The sequence below is a fragment of the Pseudomonas sp. GW821-FHT02H09 genome (assembly GCF_059421425.1).
In genome coordinates this window covers 1-16,128 of sequence record NZ_JBWKVA010000016.1, presented here as the reverse complement: position 1 = coordinate 16,128, position 16,128 = coordinate 1, and the positions used below count along the sequence as shown (strand labels likewise).

Here is a 16,128-nt window from a genome sequence, read left to right as displayed (position 1 = left end):
CGCCGACACTTGCTCATCCATTGCGCAACCCAATTCCCGGTTTCAGCCTTCAGCCAAGTATTTGCCGCCGATCATTCCCGGGGGGGTTGTTTTGCCATCGGCGAAAGGCACGGGCCAGGCAGCTGGCACTGCTGAGGCTCAACCTGCCGGAATGACTGATTTCGGCCGATCTTGTCGAACAATCCGCACATTTAGATAGCACGCTAATCACAAGCTAAACTATGATGAGGTAACTTCTTAGCCGCAGACCTCGACATGACTGACACATTGACACTTGGTTTTGCCCTGCATGACAGCGCCCGGTTGATGCGCAAGCGATTTGAGCAGCGGGCGCGGCATGTCGGCCTCACCCGCTCGCAGTGGCAAGTACTGGCCATGTTGTCGAAGAACGAGGGGATCCATCAAAAAGGCCTCGCGGATTTACTGGAGCTGGAGTCGATCACCCTTGTGCGTCTGCTGGACAAAATGGAGGAACGCGGACTGCTTGAACGGCGCCGGCATCCTACGGACCGACGCCTGTCCCTGCTTTTTTTGACGGAGCAGGCTCATCCGCTTCTGGAACTCATGCGTGACATGGGCCGATCGACACGCCTGGAGGCCACGAACGGATTCTCTGAAGAGGAAGAACAACTGCTGCTGCAAATGATGAAGCGGATGAGGTCCAACCTGATCGAAGCCTGCAGTCTTCCCATCGACGACGAGACGCGCCGCCATGGCTGATCAACGCCTGAAGTCACCTACACAGACTCCTGTGCTGCCCGTGACCTCACGACTGGAAGGCCCCGCTTCAACCGAGGCGCGCAAACCAGACCTTGGGCAAACCGACGGCAGCCAGAGCAGTGCTTCCCCTGCCCGTCCAAAACGGCAGCTTGTACGCAAAGCTCTCTTTACATTGTTGCCCGTGGCGCTTCTGGTCGCCGGTTACCTGTATGTGACAGGCGGGCAGATCATTTCCACCGACAATGCCTACATACAGGCTGATCATGTCGGCGTTTCCACGGATGTCTCGGGCCTGGTCGCCTCGGTGGATGTCAAAGACAATCAGCGGGTCGTCAAAGGTCAAATACTGTTCACCCTGAAACCGGAGCCGTTTCAGATAGCGTTGGCGAGTGCCAAGGCGCAACGGGACAACGTGCGCAATCAGATCCTCAACCTCAAGGCCAACTACAACCAGGCGCTGGCCGAAATCGATCAGGCACAAATCGACCTCGCGTACTACCAGGCCAGCTTCCAGCGTCAGCAAACCCTGGTCAGCGTTTCTGCGGTGTCCAAAACCAACTACGACGATGCCAAGCACGCACTGGACAGCACCCGGCAAAAAATCGCCGTTGCCAAGGCCACCGCACAAATGGTGCTGGCCCAATTGGGTGGGCATATCGAGACGCCCGTCGAACAACAATCCACGTTTCTACAGGCCCAGGCCGCCGTCGACGAAGCTCAGCGCAACCTGAACAACTCAGTCGTCAGGGCGTCGTTCGACGGTGTCGTGACCAACGTTGATTCGCTGCAAGTCGGTTCCTATCTACAACCACCACAATCAGGCATCAGCCTGGTGTCGGATGATCACCTGTGGGTCGCCGCGTCACCCAAGGAAACGGAACTGACCCACATGAAGCCCGGTCAACCCGTGGATATCAGTGTCGACAGTTACCCCGGCGTCCGGTGGCACGGCACCGTCGAAAGCATCAGCCCGGCGTCGGGTTCAAGCTTCTCGTTGCTGCCTGCGCAAAACACCACGGGCAACTGGGTCAAGGTCGTGCAACGGATCCCCGTGCGCATCAGCATCGATGATGCCGGACAAAAACCGCCACTACGCACCGGCATGAGTGTGGAAGCGCAGATTGATACAGGTTCGGCGCGCGGCCTTCCGTCCATGTTCTCGGGGCTGTTTGCGAGCAAGGCCCCCGCCCATGAGTAATCCGGCAACGACGCAACCGGTGGCCCATCGCGGGATGATCACCGCTTGCGTTGTGCTGGCCGTGATCATGCAAGCGCTCGACACCACCATTGCGAACGTCGCCCTGCCCTACATGCAAGGCAGCATCTCGGCCAGTTCGGACCAGATCAACTGGGTGCTGACCTCCTATATCGTCGCCGCTGCCGTCATGACGCCGCCCTCTGCCTTCCTGGCCAGACGCTTCGGGCGCAAACGCGTGCTGCTGTGGGCGATTGTCGGCTTCGTCGTCTCGTCGATCCTTTGCGGCCTGGCGCAGTCGCTGGAGGAAATCATCCTGGCCCGTCTGCTGCAGGGGCTTGCGGGTGCGGCGCTAGTGCCGTTGTCCCAAGGCATTCTGCTGGATATCTACAGCCTCAAAGAGCGCGGTTCAGCCATGGCCCTGTTTGGTGTGTCGGTCATGGTCGGCCCAGTGCTGGGCCCGATGCTCGGCGGCTGGCTGACGGAGAACTTCAGCTGGCGGTGGGTGTTTTTCATCAATTTGCCCATTGGTCTGCTGGCGCTGGCCGGGATCATCTATTACGTCAGCGAAACGTCGACCGACACCTCGTCACGGCTGGACTGGCTCGGCTTTGGTTCGTTGAGCGTAGCGATCATGACCCTGCAACTGTTTCTGGACCGAGGTGAACAACTGGGCTGGTTCTCTTCCGGTGAAATCCTGATCGAAGCGGTGGTGGCCGCTGTCGCCGCGTACGTGTTTCTGGTCCATACCTTCACCACTGATTCGCCCTTCATCAGCCCGAAGCTGTTCAAGGACCGTAATTTTTCGATCAGCGTCATTTTCATTTTTATCGTCGGCATTACCTACCTGGCCTCGCTGGCGCTGATGACCCCTTACCTGCAAACCCTGATGGGCTATCCGGTGCTGACTGCCGGCATGGTGATGGGCCCACGCGGGTTGGGCACGATGCTGACCATGTTCCTCGCCGGCCAACTGCTGGGTAAAGTCGATACCCGCCTGTTACTGCTGACGGGGTTGGGTTTGTCAGCGCTGTCGATGTGGCTGATGACGGGCTGGACGCCCAATGTCTCGATACAAACCATCATCGTTGTCGGCTTCATTCAAGGCACCAGCCTGGGCATGCTGTTTGTGCCCTTGACCACGGTTGCCTTCGCGACCTTACCAACGTCCTTGCGGGCAGAAGGCACGGGGCTTTACAGCCTGTCGCGAAATGTCGGCTCCAGCGTCGGGATCTCCATCGTGACGGTGCTGCTCACGCAGAACATCCAGGCCAACCACGCGGAAATAGGGGCCTACGTCACGCCCTTCAACCGGGCCTTCGACGCCTGGCCGATCAAGCACTTTCTGGACCCGATGGTCGCTTCCGGGCGCGCAACACTGGACACAATGGTCACAGTGCAGGCCAGTTGGATTGCTTACGTGGATGACTTCAAGCTGCTGATGGTGCTGTCACTGGCGGTCATGCCGCTGCTGCTGATTATCAAAGCCCCAAAAATTCAGGCGAATGAAGAACCCGCACCGGTCATGGAATAGATCACGTCCGCGTGGGTTCGATAGCAACCCCTCGCTCTTCACTCCAATAAGTGGATCAGTAGAGGCTCAACTGAGGTTGGAGTTATCTCAAGCAGAGCCAGGGTCACTGGCAACTTGAAGCGTCGCCGTCCCGCGCTACCAGGATTGAGAAATAGCTGTTCCCCACGCCATTCTATCCGTGGCTTGTGGGAGTGGCCGGTGATCACCAGCTTGATGCCTGTATCCAGTTCGATCGGGAGATCGGCAATGTCATGTACCAACAGCGCTGGCCATCCGTTGACGTCGAAACGCAGAAGATCAGGGAGATTGGCTGCCCACGGAGCCTCTTGATCATTGTTCCCACGCACGACGTGTAATGACGCTATAGACGCCAGTTGACCAAGAATCTCGGGGCTACCGATGTCCCCGGCATGAATGATCTGCTCACATCCCGCCAGGGCAGCAAGGGCTTCAGGGCGAAGCAATCCATGAGTATCGGAAATAACGCCAACTTTCATGCCATTCACCAGAGCAAGCTCAGTAAGTTGACCACAGTGTAATGTGACAAATTTCTGTGATGTGCGAGATCTTCTCTACGGGCTGCGTTCGGCCAAAATCGGACATTGCTGCTCCCCGCCACGTTTCAGTCATCTCATTTCACCAGCGAGTTCGCTAGCTGAGGCCATTGCTCCATCAATGCATCGCGTACTCGTAGTCCTGCGGGTACGGGTTGCGCATGGTCGTCTTGAACTAGACGGGCGAAAACCAGCGAGTGCTCATCCTTTGTCGCCCAGCCGACAAACCAGCCGTATCCGTGGGCTTCATCGCTGCTCCCGTCCTCCATTCGAGGGAAGGCCGTGCCTGTTTTGCCGTGAACATCCCAACCATCGGGCCGTTGGGCGATTTGCGAAATCCGACTCCTCATATCAAAGGCATGTGGGCTCACTGGCAATTGGCGATTCACCAACCTCTTCAAAAAAGTAATTTGCTCGTGTGGGGGATATCTTCAAAGAGGAACTGATCCAGGCACGATCAAGGCCATTATTTTTTTTGGGGTCACCGGACAAGTCGGCATTCCCGTAATCGAATGCCTCGGCATATCGCTTGACCGTGGCCTCTCCAAGCGTATGAGTGACGCGTTGAGAGAACCACACCACAGAATACTGAAACCATCGAACTGCATCTGTAGGCTCCAGCCAAGCAGCTCCTCCCCAATCCGGATCACCGGGATGGTATGGCAAAGTCGGAAAATGTTCGTCTTGCAAAAAAGCCGCGTCAAAGCCCATCAGGCTTATCGCGATCTTGAAGGTAGAGGCGGGAGTCACGCGACTGTAGCAATCACCCTCTTGTTGTAGGCGAGCACATTTAAACTCATCTCCGCACCCACCCCGGCCAGCTTTCGCGTCAGGAAGTGCGTCGCATCCATCCATTGTTTGAGCGTCCCGAAGGGATGCTCAACCGTTCGTTTTCGGACTCGCATCATCTCCGGCACTTTGCTCAACCGAAGCTGCATTTCCTCCAATACAGCTTCATGTTCCCAGCGTCGAATTCGTCGCTCCGTGCTCGGTGTGCATCGCGATTTCAACGCGCAGCCCTGGCAATTCGAACTCCAGTAACGATGCAACTTCAGGCCTTTTTCAACGTAGGAATAGTGCCAGATCAGCGCCTCTCCAGCCGGGCAAATGTATTCGTTTTTTGCCGCGTCATAGATGAAGGCATCGTTATTGAAACGCCCGTCAGCCTTGGCTCCAGAGGTCATCGGCTTGGGCACGTAGGCGGTGATGCCTGCATCGTGACAAGCGAGGATTTGTTCACTTTTGAAGTAACCTCGGTCAGCCACCACCGACAACGTATCTGACGCCATCGCCTCGCGGGCCTGCTTGGCCATCGAGCTGAGTTGATCTCGGTCGGAACCGACGTTGGTCACCTCATGCGCAACGATCAAATGGTGCTGAGTATCGACCGCTGTTTGCACGTTGTAGCCGACGATTCCCGTGCCACGCGTCATCATGGAGCGGGCGTCTGGATCGGTCAGTGAGACCTGTTTATCCGGCGATTCATTGAGCTGGATTTCGATCGCCTGAAGCTCCTTCATTTGCGTTTTGAGCATGGCGATTTTCTCTTCCAGCCGCACGGTGTTGGGCTCGGTAGCAGTTGGTTCTTGCCGATCGGCAGCATCGAGTACCGTCAGGTAACGGTTGATGCTCGATTCAATTTTTTCCATCCGCCGCTTCAGTTTGGCGCTGGTGAAATTGCGGTCGCGGTTGTTGACGGCTTTGAATTTACTGCCATCGATGGCGACCAGATTTTCTCCAAACAGTCCCAACTGCTGACACAGCACAACGAACTGGCGACAGACGCCTCGGATGGCCTTGCTGTTGTCTTTTCGGAAGTTGGCGATGGTCTTGAAGTCCGGCATCAAACGCCCGGTCAACCACATCAGTTCGACGTTGCGTTGAGCTTCTCGCTCCAAACGTCGGCTCGACTGGATGCGGTTGAGATAACCGTAAATGTAGATCTTCAACAAGACCGAGGGATGGTAAGCAGGCCGGCCAGTATCGGCTGGGATGGCACCGTCAAAACCCAGATTGACCAGGTCGAGTTCATCGACAAAGACGTCGACTACGCGCACCGGATTGGTATCGCTGACGTAATCGTCGAGGCTTTCGGGAAGTAAGGTGCCTTGGCCTCGATGTTCACCTTGGATGAAGCGCTTCATGGGCGATCCCTGCGATGAAATCCTCAGAAATCATAGCAAGGGTTCGCGGAGGTGTTTTTACACACTCTGGGCCAGAAGCGGCCATCGAATGTCTACTTATTCAGGGGCGATTCACAAACAGGATTGGCCTGATAGGGTATGGGGACAGTCGAAACATGCATCGGTCGTCCGCGCCAGCTGTATACCGGTTTGAAGAAATGCAACTATCCGGCCTGTTCAGCCCCATAAAAGATCATAGTGCCACTGCCTTACACCAGGTAACACCATGACCCCGAGCGCCAGGGACCGGCGCTCCACTCCCCCGTTGCGCCCCACCTCATATAACCCCGCTCACAAAGCATTCATTTCAGCAATATCGCGCACCACCTGATCTGCAGAGCGGTCGAACATCGCCTGCTCCTGCGCATCCAGAGACAACTCGATCACCCGCGCAACCCCATCCTCCGCCAGCACACAGGGGACACCCATGGCAATACCAGTTCGCCCGTACTCGCCCTCGAGAATCGCGACCGTCGGCAAAATGCGGTTTCGCCCATTGGCGATAGCATCCACCATCTGTGCAATTGCCACGCCCGGCGCATCGCAGGCGCTCCCCACCTTCTTCAAACCCAAAATCTCGCCGCCGCCCTGACGTGTGCGCTCCACAATCTGCTCTATCTGCTGATTGGACAGGAAGTGAGACAGCGGCACCGAACCGACCGCACAGTATCGCATCAGCGGCACCATGCTATCGCCATGCCCTCCCAGCACCAGCGCCGTGATATCCCGAGCAGAAAACCCTGTCTCCTCGGCAATGAAACACTTCATGCGCGCTGTATCCAGTACCCCCGCCTGCCCGAACACCCTGTTGCGTCCCAGCCCACTGAGACACCAAGCCCGATAGGTCAGCACGTCGACCGGGTTCGACACCACCAACACCGTCGCCGCCGGAGCATGACGATTAATATCCAGCATGATGCTATCGAGAATTGGCAGATTGATACTCAATACATCCTGACGCGACTGACCAGGCTTGCGGGGCACACCCGCCGTAATCACCACTAGGTCAGAATCCTGCAGCAATTCGGCATTGGACCCGCCGTAAACCCTGGTATCAGAACCTGACTCAACTGCCGCCTGCCAGACGTCCAGCGCCTTGCCCTGTGCCAACTCACCCTGCACATCAATCAACATCAACTCACGACAGAACTCTTCCCGGGCGATGATCTGAGCCGCCGCCTCACCCACCATACCGGCACCCACAATTGATAGCTTGTTCACCTCACACCTCCCAGCGGCTCGCGCCACCAGCAACACGCCCGCCTATACAGAGAAGTATTACCCGCTAATGCTAAAAGACCACCCGAAGGTGGCCTGTATTTGTTTTACCTGCTTTTCGCCATTCCCATGGCGGCATTACTTTAGCCTTTGATAACCCCCATAGGCCGAGCCGTGCGGCCTTAGCGGACTGCTCCGGGTCTATCGCAGCCCTTTGCCATCGTCCGCAATGGGTCGGTTGCAGCCCATCGCGACAGGCAGCTATCGACCCAAAAGCAGTCGCTCGCTTTAAGGGCAAATCAACGCCTGTCAGATAAATTCGCGCTCCTGGGTTTCGTAAATAACTTTTACGCCTTACATCAATGGAATTGTATAGCTCACGATCAGGCGATTCTGGTCCTGGTCGCGGGCGATATCACTTCGGGACATCGCGTTCCGCCAGCCGAAACCGACGTTCTTCAACGCACCGCTCTGGATCACATAGTCCAGAGAGATATCGCGCTCCCATTCGCTTGCGTCCTTGCCGCTGGCAGTCTGAATATTGTCGCCCTTGAGGTACATCACCGATGCCTTCAAGCCTGGAGCACCCAGAGCAGCGAAGTCGTAGGCATACTGCGCGAACGCGGTCCGCTCACCCGCCTGGATGAAGGTCTGAATGGTGCGGTCGGTGTAAAGATAAAGACTGGCACCTGCCTCTCCTTTATCGACCAGGCCACCCTGATTGAGTTGCGCAAAGTTGCTGTTATCGGAAACGCTCTGATAGCCCGCCGTAATCGCATGGCCGCCCAACGAATAAATGAACGCCGCGCTCCAGGTATCGTTGTCGATTTCACCGGTACCGTCTTTGGTGAAACCGCTGAACTTAAAACCACTGGCACGACCGGCCGCACTGCTGTTTTTGCCATCGGACGTGGTCTTGAAATAACGCAGGTCGGTTTTCAGCGAACCGTATTCACCGAGCGGCAACACATGCAGCAAACCAGCGAAGTGCTGTTGGTAATAGTCTTCGAGATTGGCGTAGTAATACTGAGCGGTCAGATCCTTCGTTAGTTTGTAATCGCCACCGGCAAAGGTAAATTTATTGCTTTCCTGCGTGCCGCCCGCAACGGCCAGACCTGCACTATCGCTGGAAGCACGCCCGGTGGCGTGTTCAAGTTGGCCGGCGGTGAAGGTCAGGTTATCGATTTCATTGCTGGTGACTTGCCCGCCCTCGAAGGTTTGAGGCAACAGACGGCCATCGTTGGAGACCAGAATCGGCAATTTCGGTTGTAAGGTGCCGTAACGCAGTTCGGTCTTCGAGAAACGCATCTTGGCGGTCGCACCGACACGGCCCCATTGGTCCACGGCCTTGTCGCCGTCGCTGGGAAACATCGAGCCGCCGACATGACGACCCGTGCCGCTGTCGAGCTTCAATCCCAGCAGGCCAATAGCATCCACGCCGAACCCCACGGTGCCGTCGGTAAACCCGGATTGATAATTGAGCATGAAGGCCTGCCCCCACTCTTCGGTCTTCGAAGGCGCGGCGGCACCGTCGCGGTTATCGTTGTTGAAGTAGAAGTTGCGCAAGCCCAACTGGGCTTTGCTGTCTTTAATGAAATCAGCAGAGGCCAACGGGCTCATGGCAATACCTAGGCTGCCGGTCAAAAAACTTAATACTTGAAACGTGGCTTTCATCGGGACGAACTCCAGCGCGGGACCTATGTTCCGGGCACATTGAAAAGGTAAGAGGAAGCACTCAGCCAATCAGGCGATTGGCCAATGGATTAATTAAGCATCAAGAAAAACTTCAACCCTACGCAGAGAGTGATATCGGTTAAAACCTCCGAAGAGCCTCGTTGGAAAAGCGCCTGGAAAGTCCCTGTGTGATCAGTCGATCAATCCATGAGCGTCATAAAACGGATACGGCCCCGGATATTCACCGAACACCGCGTTATGGGTGATCAACCCCTGTTGCGCATGCCAGCGATGCAAGAGATACCCGGCCGGTTCCAGATTGAAATGCGCCGGGGCGGTTTGCTGTAGATCCAGCACGATTTGATGGGAGGTACCGGGGCACACACAACTCAGGCTGCCACCGAAACGCCGTTGCATCGGCCGGTGCAAATGCCCGCACAGCAAGCGCTCCACCTGCGGGTGACGGGCGATGAGCTGCTCCAGCGCCGACGCATTGATGAACGGCTCGCGGTCCATATGGCCGATACCGCTGATAAACGGCGGGTGATGCAGAACCAATAGCGTCGGTACATCGGGACGACATGCCAGTTGTTCATCGAGCCAGAGCAACTGGCTGTCCAGCAACTGACCGCCATGGGCGCCAGGGATCGTCGTGTCCAGACCGATCAGGCGCACCGGATACTCCTCAACCACCCAATCCAGTGGTGCGCTGGCCGACATCGGCAAGTAAGCATGATCGGCAAATGCCGCCAGCAAATGCTCGCGATTGTCGTGGTTGCCGGGCACGAGGTAGCAAGGCATGTGCAGGCGCGCCAGTTCGGGATGCAGCACGGCATATTCAGCAGGACGACCGAAGTCCACCAGGTCGCCACTGATCACCACGATGTCGGGACGCGGATGGCTGGCATTCAAATGATCGACAGCACGACGCAACGCGCCAAGGGTATCGACGACGCCATAAGTCAGTCTTTGACCGGCTTTAAGGTGCAGATCGCTGATCTGCGCAATGAGAAACGGACAGTTCAAAATAAGTTCTCTGAAAACAACAGCATCACGAATGCAGGGTGAACAGGGCTTGCGGCTCTATGGCCAGGGCAATCAGGGCGCCGGGCGCGTGAATGACGTCGTCGGTGCTGTCCACCAACAACGGCTGTGCGGCGTCGACGTCCACCAACAGGCGGCTTTGGGCGCCCTGGAAAAACTGACCCACCAGACGCCCGCGCAGATGGCCTTGACTGTCCATCACCCGCAAATGTTCGGGGCGGCAATACACTGTGGCGGGCAGACTGGCGCCATGCCATGGGAGTTCGCCGCCGCTGACTTTCAAGCCATGGGGCGTGCGCTCGATCACCGAAAAAGCATTGAGGTTGCCAACGAAACTGGCGACGAAAGCGTTGGCCGGCTGCTGATAGATTTCCCGCGGGCTGGCCAATTGCGCGATGCGGCCGTGCTCCATGACCAAGATGCGATTCCCCAGCGCCATGGCTTCTCCCTGGTCGTGGGTGACGAACACCGCGGTGATTCCCAAACCGCGTAGCAACTGATCCAGCTCGCTGCGCAAGCGTTCACGCAACTGTGCGTCCAGCGCCGCCAGCGGTTCGTCGAGCAGCAACACCCGCGGCCGGGGTGCCAGCGCGCGGGCCAGTGCGACACGCTGGCGCTGGCCGCCGGACAACTCGTGAATGCTGCGCTTGCCGTGATCGTGCAGGCCGACCAGCTCGAGCAACTCCGAGCAACGCTTGTTGCGTTCAGCGGGCGACAGGCCGCGAATTTTCAGGCCATAAACGATGTTGTCGGCCACATCCAGATTTGGAAACAGCGCGTAGTTCTGGAACACCATGCCCACGTCGCGACGCTCGATGGGCAGACGTGTGACCTCGCGGTCGCCAAAAAATATATGACCCGCGTCCGGGCGTTCCAGACCGGCGATCAGGCGCAAGGTGGTGGTTTTGCCGCAACCGGACGGGCCGAGAATCGCCAAGGTTTCCCCGGCTTCGATGGTCAGATTCAGATCATGCACAGCAACGGTGCCGTCAGAGAACGCCTTGCGGCAACCCTCCAGGCGAATGGTGGTTCCGGTCATCGACTCTCTCCACGGGAAAGACGGGCGCTGATGGCCTGCAACGCAATAAGCAGCGGCACGATCATCAACAGGAATATGAGGGTATAGGCGCTGGCGACTTCCAGCCTGGCCGAGGCATAGCTGTCGGCCAAGCCTACCGGCAATGTCTTGGTCATCGGGGTGTGAAGCATCCAGGTCAGGTTGAACTCGCCCAACGACAGGGTGACGACCATCAACGCCCCGGCGAGAATCCCCGCCCGGCAGTTGGGCACCACCACGCTGAAGAAACGCCGGATCGGCCCGGCGCCAAGGCTGGCCGCCGCTTCCTCCAGCGTTGGCAGGTGCTGACGTTGCATCACTGCCATCACCGGGCGCACCAGAAATGGCAGCGTGAACAGCACATGGCCGACGAGAATGAACACCCAGCTGCTACGAAACTCACCGAACTGACCATAGGTCAGCAGCAACGCCAAAGCGCTGGCCAGACCTGGCATCGCCACGGGCAGTACCATCAGCTCTTCGAACGCGCGGCTGAAGCGATTGTTCATCCGCACCAGCGCGTAAGCCGCCGGTACACCAATCACGCAGACACATAGCGCGCAGGCCGCTGCCAGTTGCAGAGATAGCCAGACGGTTGGTGAGTAGGTCTGCCAAACCTGTATCAGCCAGTCGAATGTAAGTCCGCTGGACAGGCCCACGAAATAATTGCGCGTCAGCCCGGCCAGCAGCGACATCAGCACGGGCACCAACATGAAGGCGCAAACCAGCAAGGTAAAAGCCAGTTGCCCGACAAACAGCGTTGAGCGTTTCACAAGACAGTCCCCGATTGTTTGACCAGCCGCCGGGCCAGCAACAGTACGGCCCAGGTCACCGCACCCAACACCACCGACAGTGCAGCGGCCACGGCGAAGTTGGCGTAATTGGTGAACACGTTGTAGATCGCCACCGGGGTCACGTTCAGCCGAGTGCCCAAGGTGAAGGCCGTACCGAATGCGCCCATGGAGGTCGCGAAACAGATAGCCCCACATGAGACCAATGCCGGCGCCAGGCCGGGCACTATGACATCGCAGACCACTCGCCAATGACCCGCCCCCAGTGAATGGGCTGCTTCTTCCAGGCTACGATCCAGGCTTTCGCAAGCCGCCATCACCGTGAGGATCACCCGCGGAATCGAGAAGTACAGATAGCCGATGAACAACCCTGTCAACGAGTAGGCAAAAATCCAGCGCTCCCCCGCCAGCTCGAGGCCAAGCGTGGCGAACAACCCCTGACGACCGGCCAGCAGAATCACCAGAAAGCCGACCACCACGCCGGGAAACGCCAGTGGGAAGGTCAACAAGGCGACCAGTGCCGAGCGGCCGAAGAAGCGCTGGCGAGCCAGAAACACACCACTGATGCCGCCCACCAGCAGCGCCGCAAGGGTCACCACGAGGGCAAGAATGCAGGTCTGCGCCAGACTGCCCAGATATTGCGCGCTGGTCAGCACCTGCCAATAACCGCTGTCGCTGCCGTCGCGGCTTTGTCCACCCAGCACGATCAGGTGCGCCAGCGGCAATAACCAGAACGCGAACAGCACCGCTGCTGCCGGCGCCAGCGCCCAGGCAGCGGTCGGCCGCAAGCGCGGCACGATGGCCCGACCCGACCTGCCTTCCTGAGCTTTTACTTGCGAAGCCGTCACTTACTTGACCTCACTCAGATAACGCGCGGAGAAGGCTTCCTGCACCGCCGCCATGTGTTCGTAATTGACTACGCCGGCCCGGGCATAGTCGCTGTCCGGCAGGAACTGCGCGGCGACGTCGGCAGGCATCTTCATCGCCCGCACTGGTCGCAGGTACGCTTTGGCCCACAGCGCCTGGCCTTGATCGGACAAGACAAAATCCAACACCCTCTCGGCGTTGGCCCGATGCGGGGCGTTGCCGACCATGCTCATCACGTACGGCACGCTGATGCTGCCTTCCTTGGGAATCACGAACGCGACGTTGGCGTTGTCCTTGTAGCGAGCGCGATAAGCGTTGAAGTCGTAATCGACCAGAATCGGCAACTCGCCGGACAGCACCCGCGCATAAGCCGTCTGCTTGGGCACGATGGGCGAGTTTTTCGCCAGTTTTTGGAAGTAATCAATGGCGGGTGCGAAGTTATCCAGGGTGCCACCCATGGCCTGGTTGATGGCCACGGCAGAGACGTAACCCACGAAGGCGCTGGACGGATCAAGATAACCAACCATGCCTTTGTATTGGGGTTTGAGCAGGTCGGCCCAGCTTTGTGGAACCGGCAGGCCACCCAGCGCATCGACGTTGACCATGATGCCCAGGGTGCCGGAGTGAATCGCAAACCAGTGCCCCTCAGGGTCCTTCAAGCCCGCTGGAATCTGGTCCCAACCCTTTGGCTTATAAGTGCCGACCACCCCGGCTTTTTGCGCCTGCAAACCGAACGTCACGCCGTAATACACCACGTCAGCCACCGGTGCGGCTTGTTCGGCTACCAGTTGCGCCAATGACTGGCCGGAATTCTTATTGTCCAGCGGGACCTGCACGCCGGTGGTGTCGGCAATCGCCTTGAGCTGTGCGCCCCAGTCCGCCCATTCTGGAGGGCAGTTGTAGCAAATCGCCGTTTCGGCGGCTTGGGCCAGGCTGGCCACGCCGTATAGCAACAACGCCGCCAGGGTTTTACTGAAGCGGATCATCAAGCGTCTCCTCGTAGGGTTGAGTACTTTCGCCCGGCCGGATAAGGCAAGGCAGGCAATGGGAAACCGGTGCGGCGCCAGCGATCTGCGCCAGTAATTGATCGATCACGGTGCAAGCCAGCGCCTCGATGGGTTGAACGACGCTGCACAGCGTCGGGTGCATCTGAGTGCCGAGGGCGATGCCGTCAAAGCCAATGACCGAGAGCTGCCCAGGCACGTTCCAGCCGTTGCGCCGCAGTTCCGCGATCAGACTGATCGCCAGCAAGTCGTTGGAGCAGACCAGCGCACTGGGTGCCTGCGGGCCGTGCAGTAACGGCTCGATGGCGGCGAAGTCAGCCTGGGTATGGGCGGGCATTTCGATCACCGGCAGGCTGTCGAGGCCGGCCTCACGCATAGCGTCGCAATAACCGGCGTAACGCAGGCGAGAGCGGTCGGACTGCAAGGCTGGACCGGCGACCATGCCGATCTGCAAGTGTCCTGTTTCCAGCAGATAACGGGTGGCGAGCGCCATGCCTGCGCGGTTATCCACCGATACGGCGCTGTAGTCAGGATTGTCGGGCTGGTGATAGGCCAGCACAAAAGGCGTGTCTTCGCTGGCAAGGCTTTGCAGCACGCGGCTGCTCTCGGCGTCGGTCACGGTGAGGACCAGACCATCGACCCTCTGCCGCAACAACTCCTCAACCACCGCGCTTTCGCGCTCGCTGCTGTAGTCGGTAGTTGCCAGCAACAGGTTGTAACCGTGTAAGCGTGCAGCCTGCTCCATCGCCTGAAATTGCTCGGCGAACACCGGGTTGAGCAGATTGGGCACCACCACACCGATCAGGTTGGTGGTTTGCAAGCGTAGTTGGCGGCCGAGGCGATTAGGCCGAAAACCCAGCTGACGCGCAGCGGCGAATACTTGCTCTCGGGTGGCCGGACGCACCACTTCGGGGGAGGCAAAGGTGCGCGCGGCGGTCGCCCGCGAAACACCTGCCAGCCGCGCAACCTCTTTCAAATCAGTCATTGTCACTCGCTTGAGATCGATCTCATTTGCGAGAACAGTACTCAGGAAACATGGCATTCCCGCGATGAGTAGATGACGTTTAGATGTCAGAAACGACGTTCATAGACTGAACAGCATGGTTGATGCCCGAACTTCGTGCCTGTCTTCGACCACCAGCACACTTATTCGAGCGATCATGCTGCGTTGAAAACAGGCTCGTGCGCGAGTCCGATCGGAATGCTCATTTACAACCAGTAAAGTCGAGCGCGACCCCGGCCGTTCCTCGCCTGTCTTCGCCTTGCCTGATCGCCGCTCGGCGACTTTTCATACAAACCCTGGACCGGGCTCAAGCCAGCAGCTCGGTGATCCATCGGGCCTGCCGAGCGACGTCCTGAACCTTCTCCTCGGGCACGGCCTGCCGCGCCCGGGCGAAGTTTGCCAGGGTCTGCTGTTTCTGGCTCAGCATCCGCTGCCACTTGACCAGGAACGCCGGGCTGCGTGCCTGCATCTGCAGCGGGCCGAAGTACAACTCCTCGGCGGTGTACATCACCGGCCCGGCGCGCTCGGCGACGATGATTTCGTAGTCGAAGCGGTTTTCCCGCAGCACTTCCTCGCAGAGGATGCGGTAACCATTTTCCATCAGCCATTGGCGCAGTGGCTGCTCGCCGCCGTTGGGCTGCAAAATCAGGCGCTCCTGTCCGTTCAGGCGCGCCTTGCCGCTGTCGAGGATGTCGCGGATCGTCTCGCCGCCCATGCCGCAGATGCTGATCGCCGTGATCCCGTCTCCAGGCTCGATCGCCGCCAGGCCATTGGCCAGGCGCACAGTGATCCGCAGGTCTTGGCCGCTCTCGCGCACGGTGCGTTCGGCCGAGCGGAACGGCGTCAATGCCACCTCGCCGGCCACCGCCGCCGCGATGGCACCACGGCGCATCAACGCCACCGGCAGGTAGCCGTGATCCGAGCCGATATCGGCCAGGCGCGCACCTGCTGGCACATGCCCCGCCACGCGCTCCAGGCGCATGGACAATGTCTGTTCGTTCAACTGCAGCCCCTTTTCACCACGAACGTCCGGCACCTATGGCCGGATCGGGGCGCGATTCTGTCGAGCAACGCCGTACATTTCAAATATATGCGACCAGGGCCATGGCTCGACCCGTACCTACCGCTTGCGTATCGGCCCAAAGCGAACCCTGGTTATGGGCCGCTTTTGGCCGACCTTTGCGGAGCCTGAGAGGCTGCAATGGGTCGATTCTGTTGAAAAAGTAGCTCCCCTGTCTGGCCTGCGGCAAAATCTCTGCATTGGCCGGCGGGGGATCACACAGC

Annotated in this window: 16 protein-coding genes; 3 read left to right on the top strand and 13 right to left on the bottom strand. The window is 58.6% G+C overall.

Features of this window, described 5'->3' with window-relative positions; genetic code table 11:
• Positions 1-255: 255 nt before the first annotated feature.
• The 3 genes from AC07VR_RS20550 to AC07VR_RS20540 are packed head-to-tail and all read left to right on the top strand — an operon-like array spanning position 256 to position 3,449.
• Positions 256-720, top strand: a complete 465-nt coding sequence (locus AC07VR_RS20550) for a MarR family winged helix-turn-helix transcriptional regulator (RefSeq protein ID WP_494993072.1) — start codon at positions 256-258, stop codon at positions 718-720.
• A complete protein-coding gene (locus AC07VR_RS20545; RefSeq protein WP_495012374.1) occupies positions 713-1,918 on the top strand; it encodes an HlyD family secretion protein in 1,206 nt (401 codons plus the stop codon). The genes AC07VR_RS20550 and AC07VR_RS20545 overlap by 8 nt, the downstream gene beginning before the upstream one ends.
• Entirely contained in the window at positions 1,911-3,449 is a 1,539-nt protein-coding gene (locus AC07VR_RS20540; protein ID WP_495012373.1) for an MDR family MFS transporter, read from the top strand. Before AC07VR_RS20545 ends, AC07VR_RS20540 begins: the two co-directional genes overlap by 8 nt.
• Positions 3,450-3,487: 38 nt before the next feature.
• Here the strand turns inward: AC07VR_RS20540 and AC07VR_RS20535 are convergent, their stop codons facing one another.
• The 13 genes from AC07VR_RS20535 to AC07VR_RS20475 all read right to left on the bottom strand — a co-directional run bounded on the left by AC07VR_RS20535 (position 3,488) and on the right by AC07VR_RS20475 (position 15,847).
• Complete coding sequence (locus AC07VR_RS20535; RefSeq protein ID WP_494993075.1) at positions 3,488-3,946, bottom strand: metallophosphoesterase family protein; 459 nt, start codon at positions 3,944-3,946, stop codon at positions 3,488-3,490.
• Positions 3,947-4,080: 134 nt separating this feature from the next.
• A complete protein-coding gene (locus AC07VR_RS20530) occupies positions 4,081-4,374 on the bottom strand; it encodes a penicillin-binding transpeptidase domain-containing protein (RefSeq protein ID WP_495012460.1) in 294 nt (97 codons plus the stop codon).
• Complete coding sequence (locus AC07VR_RS20525) at positions 4,355-4,753, bottom strand: penicillin-binding transpeptidase domain-containing protein (RefSeq protein WP_495012372.1); 399 nt, start codon at positions 4,751-4,753, stop codon at positions 4,355-4,357. The genes AC07VR_RS20530 and AC07VR_RS20525 overlap by 20 nt, the downstream gene beginning before the upstream one ends.
• Positions 4,750-6,147 carry an IS1182 family transposase gene (locus AC07VR_RS20520; protein WP_495012371.1) on the bottom strand — a complete coding sequence of 466 codons (1,398 nt, stop codon included), beginning with the start codon at positions 6,145-6,147 and terminating at the stop codon, positions 4,750-4,752. Before AC07VR_RS20520 ends, AC07VR_RS20525 begins: the two co-directional genes overlap by 4 nt.
• A 330-nt stretch (positions 6,148-6,477) precedes the next feature.
• Entirely contained in the window at positions 6,478-7,407 is a 930-nt protein-coding gene (locus AC07VR_RS20515; RefSeq protein ID WP_495012370.1) for a malate dehydrogenase, read from the bottom strand.
• A gap of 351 nt (positions 7,408-7,758) precedes the next feature.
• Complete coding sequence (locus AC07VR_RS20510; RefSeq protein ID WP_495012369.1) at positions 7,759-9,078, bottom strand: OprD family porin; 1,320 nt, start codon at positions 9,076-9,078, stop codon at positions 7,759-7,761.
• A 192-nt stretch (positions 9,079-9,270) separates the two neighbouring features.
• A complete protein-coding gene (locus tag AC07VR_RS20505; protein WP_495012368.1) occupies positions 9,271-10,104 on the bottom strand; it encodes a phosphodiesterase in 834 nt (277 codons plus the stop codon).
• A 25-nt stretch (positions 10,105-10,129) separates the two neighbouring features.
• The gene (locus AC07VR_RS20500) at positions 10,130-11,161 is read right to left on the bottom strand and encodes an ABC transporter ATP-binding protein (protein WP_495012367.1); all 1,032 of its coding nucleotides are present in this window, start codon (positions 11,159-11,161) and stop codon (positions 10,130-10,132) included.
• Complete coding sequence (locus AC07VR_RS20495) at positions 11,158-11,952, bottom strand: ABC transporter permease (protein ID WP_495012366.1); 795 nt, start codon at positions 11,950-11,952, stop codon at positions 11,158-11,160. The genes AC07VR_RS20500 and AC07VR_RS20495 overlap by 4 nt, the downstream gene beginning before the upstream one ends.
• Positions 11,949-12,767 carry an ABC transporter permease gene (locus AC07VR_RS20490; RefSeq protein ID WP_494993101.1) on the bottom strand — a complete coding sequence of 273 codons (819 nt, stop codon included), beginning with the start codon at positions 12,765-12,767 and terminating at the stop codon, positions 11,949-11,951. The genes AC07VR_RS20495 and AC07VR_RS20490 overlap by 4 nt, the downstream gene beginning before the upstream one ends.
• A 51-nt stretch (positions 12,768-12,818) precedes the next feature.
• Positions 12,819-13,823: an ABC transporter substrate-binding protein gene (locus AC07VR_RS20485; protein WP_495012365.1), complete on the bottom strand. Its 1,005-nt coding sequence runs from the start codon at positions 13,821-13,823 to the stop codon at positions 12,819-12,821.
• Positions 13,807-14,826, bottom strand: coding sequence for a LacI family DNA-binding transcriptional regulator (locus tag AC07VR_RS20480; protein ID WP_495012364.1), 1,020 nt, complete (start codon positions 14,824-14,826; stop codon positions 13,807-13,809). Before AC07VR_RS20480 ends, AC07VR_RS20485 begins: the two co-directional genes overlap by 17 nt.
• 325 nt (positions 14,827-15,151) lie before the next feature.
• Positions 15,152-15,847, bottom strand: a complete 696-nt coding sequence (locus tag AC07VR_RS20475; protein ID WP_495012363.1) for a tRNA (adenine(22)-N(1))-methyltransferase — start codon at positions 15,845-15,847, stop codon at positions 15,152-15,154.
• Between the last annotated feature and the right edge of the window lie 281 nt (positions 15,848-16,128).

Coding starts and splice junctions, on each gene's coding strand:
- AC07VR_RS20550 (WP_494993072.1), top strand. CDS start 256: ATGACTGACACATTGACACTTGGTTTTGCCCTGCATGACAGCGCCCGG.
- AC07VR_RS20545 (WP_495012374.1), top strand. CDS start 713: ATGGCTGATCAACGCCTGAAGTCACCTACACAGACTCCTGTGCTGCCC.
- AC07VR_RS20540 (WP_495012373.1), top strand. CDS start 1,911: ATGAGTAATCCGGCAACGACGCAACCGGTGGCCCATCGCGGGATGATC.
- AC07VR_RS20535 (WP_494993075.1), bottom strand. CDS start 3,946: ATGAAAGTTGGCGTTATTTCCGATACTCATGGATTGCTTCGCCCTGAA.
- AC07VR_RS20520 (WP_495012371.1), bottom strand. CDS start 6,147: ATGAAGCGCTTCATCCAAGGTGAACATCGAGGCCAAGGCACCTTACTT.
- AC07VR_RS20510 (WP_495012369.1), bottom strand. CDS start 9,078: ATGAAAGCCACGTTTCAAGTATTAAGTTTTTTGACCGGCAGCCTAGGT.
- AC07VR_RS20500 (WP_495012367.1), bottom strand. CDS start 11,161: ATGACCGGAACCACCATTCGCCTGGAGGGTTGCCGCAAGGCGTTCTCT.
- AC07VR_RS20485 (WP_495012365.1), bottom strand. CDS start 13,823: ATGATCCGCTTCAGTAAAACCCTGGCGGCGTTGTTGCTATACGGCGTG.
- AC07VR_RS20480 (WP_495012364.1), bottom strand. CDS start 14,826: ATGACTGATTTGAAAGAGGTTGCGCGGCTGGCAGGTGTTTCGCGGGCG.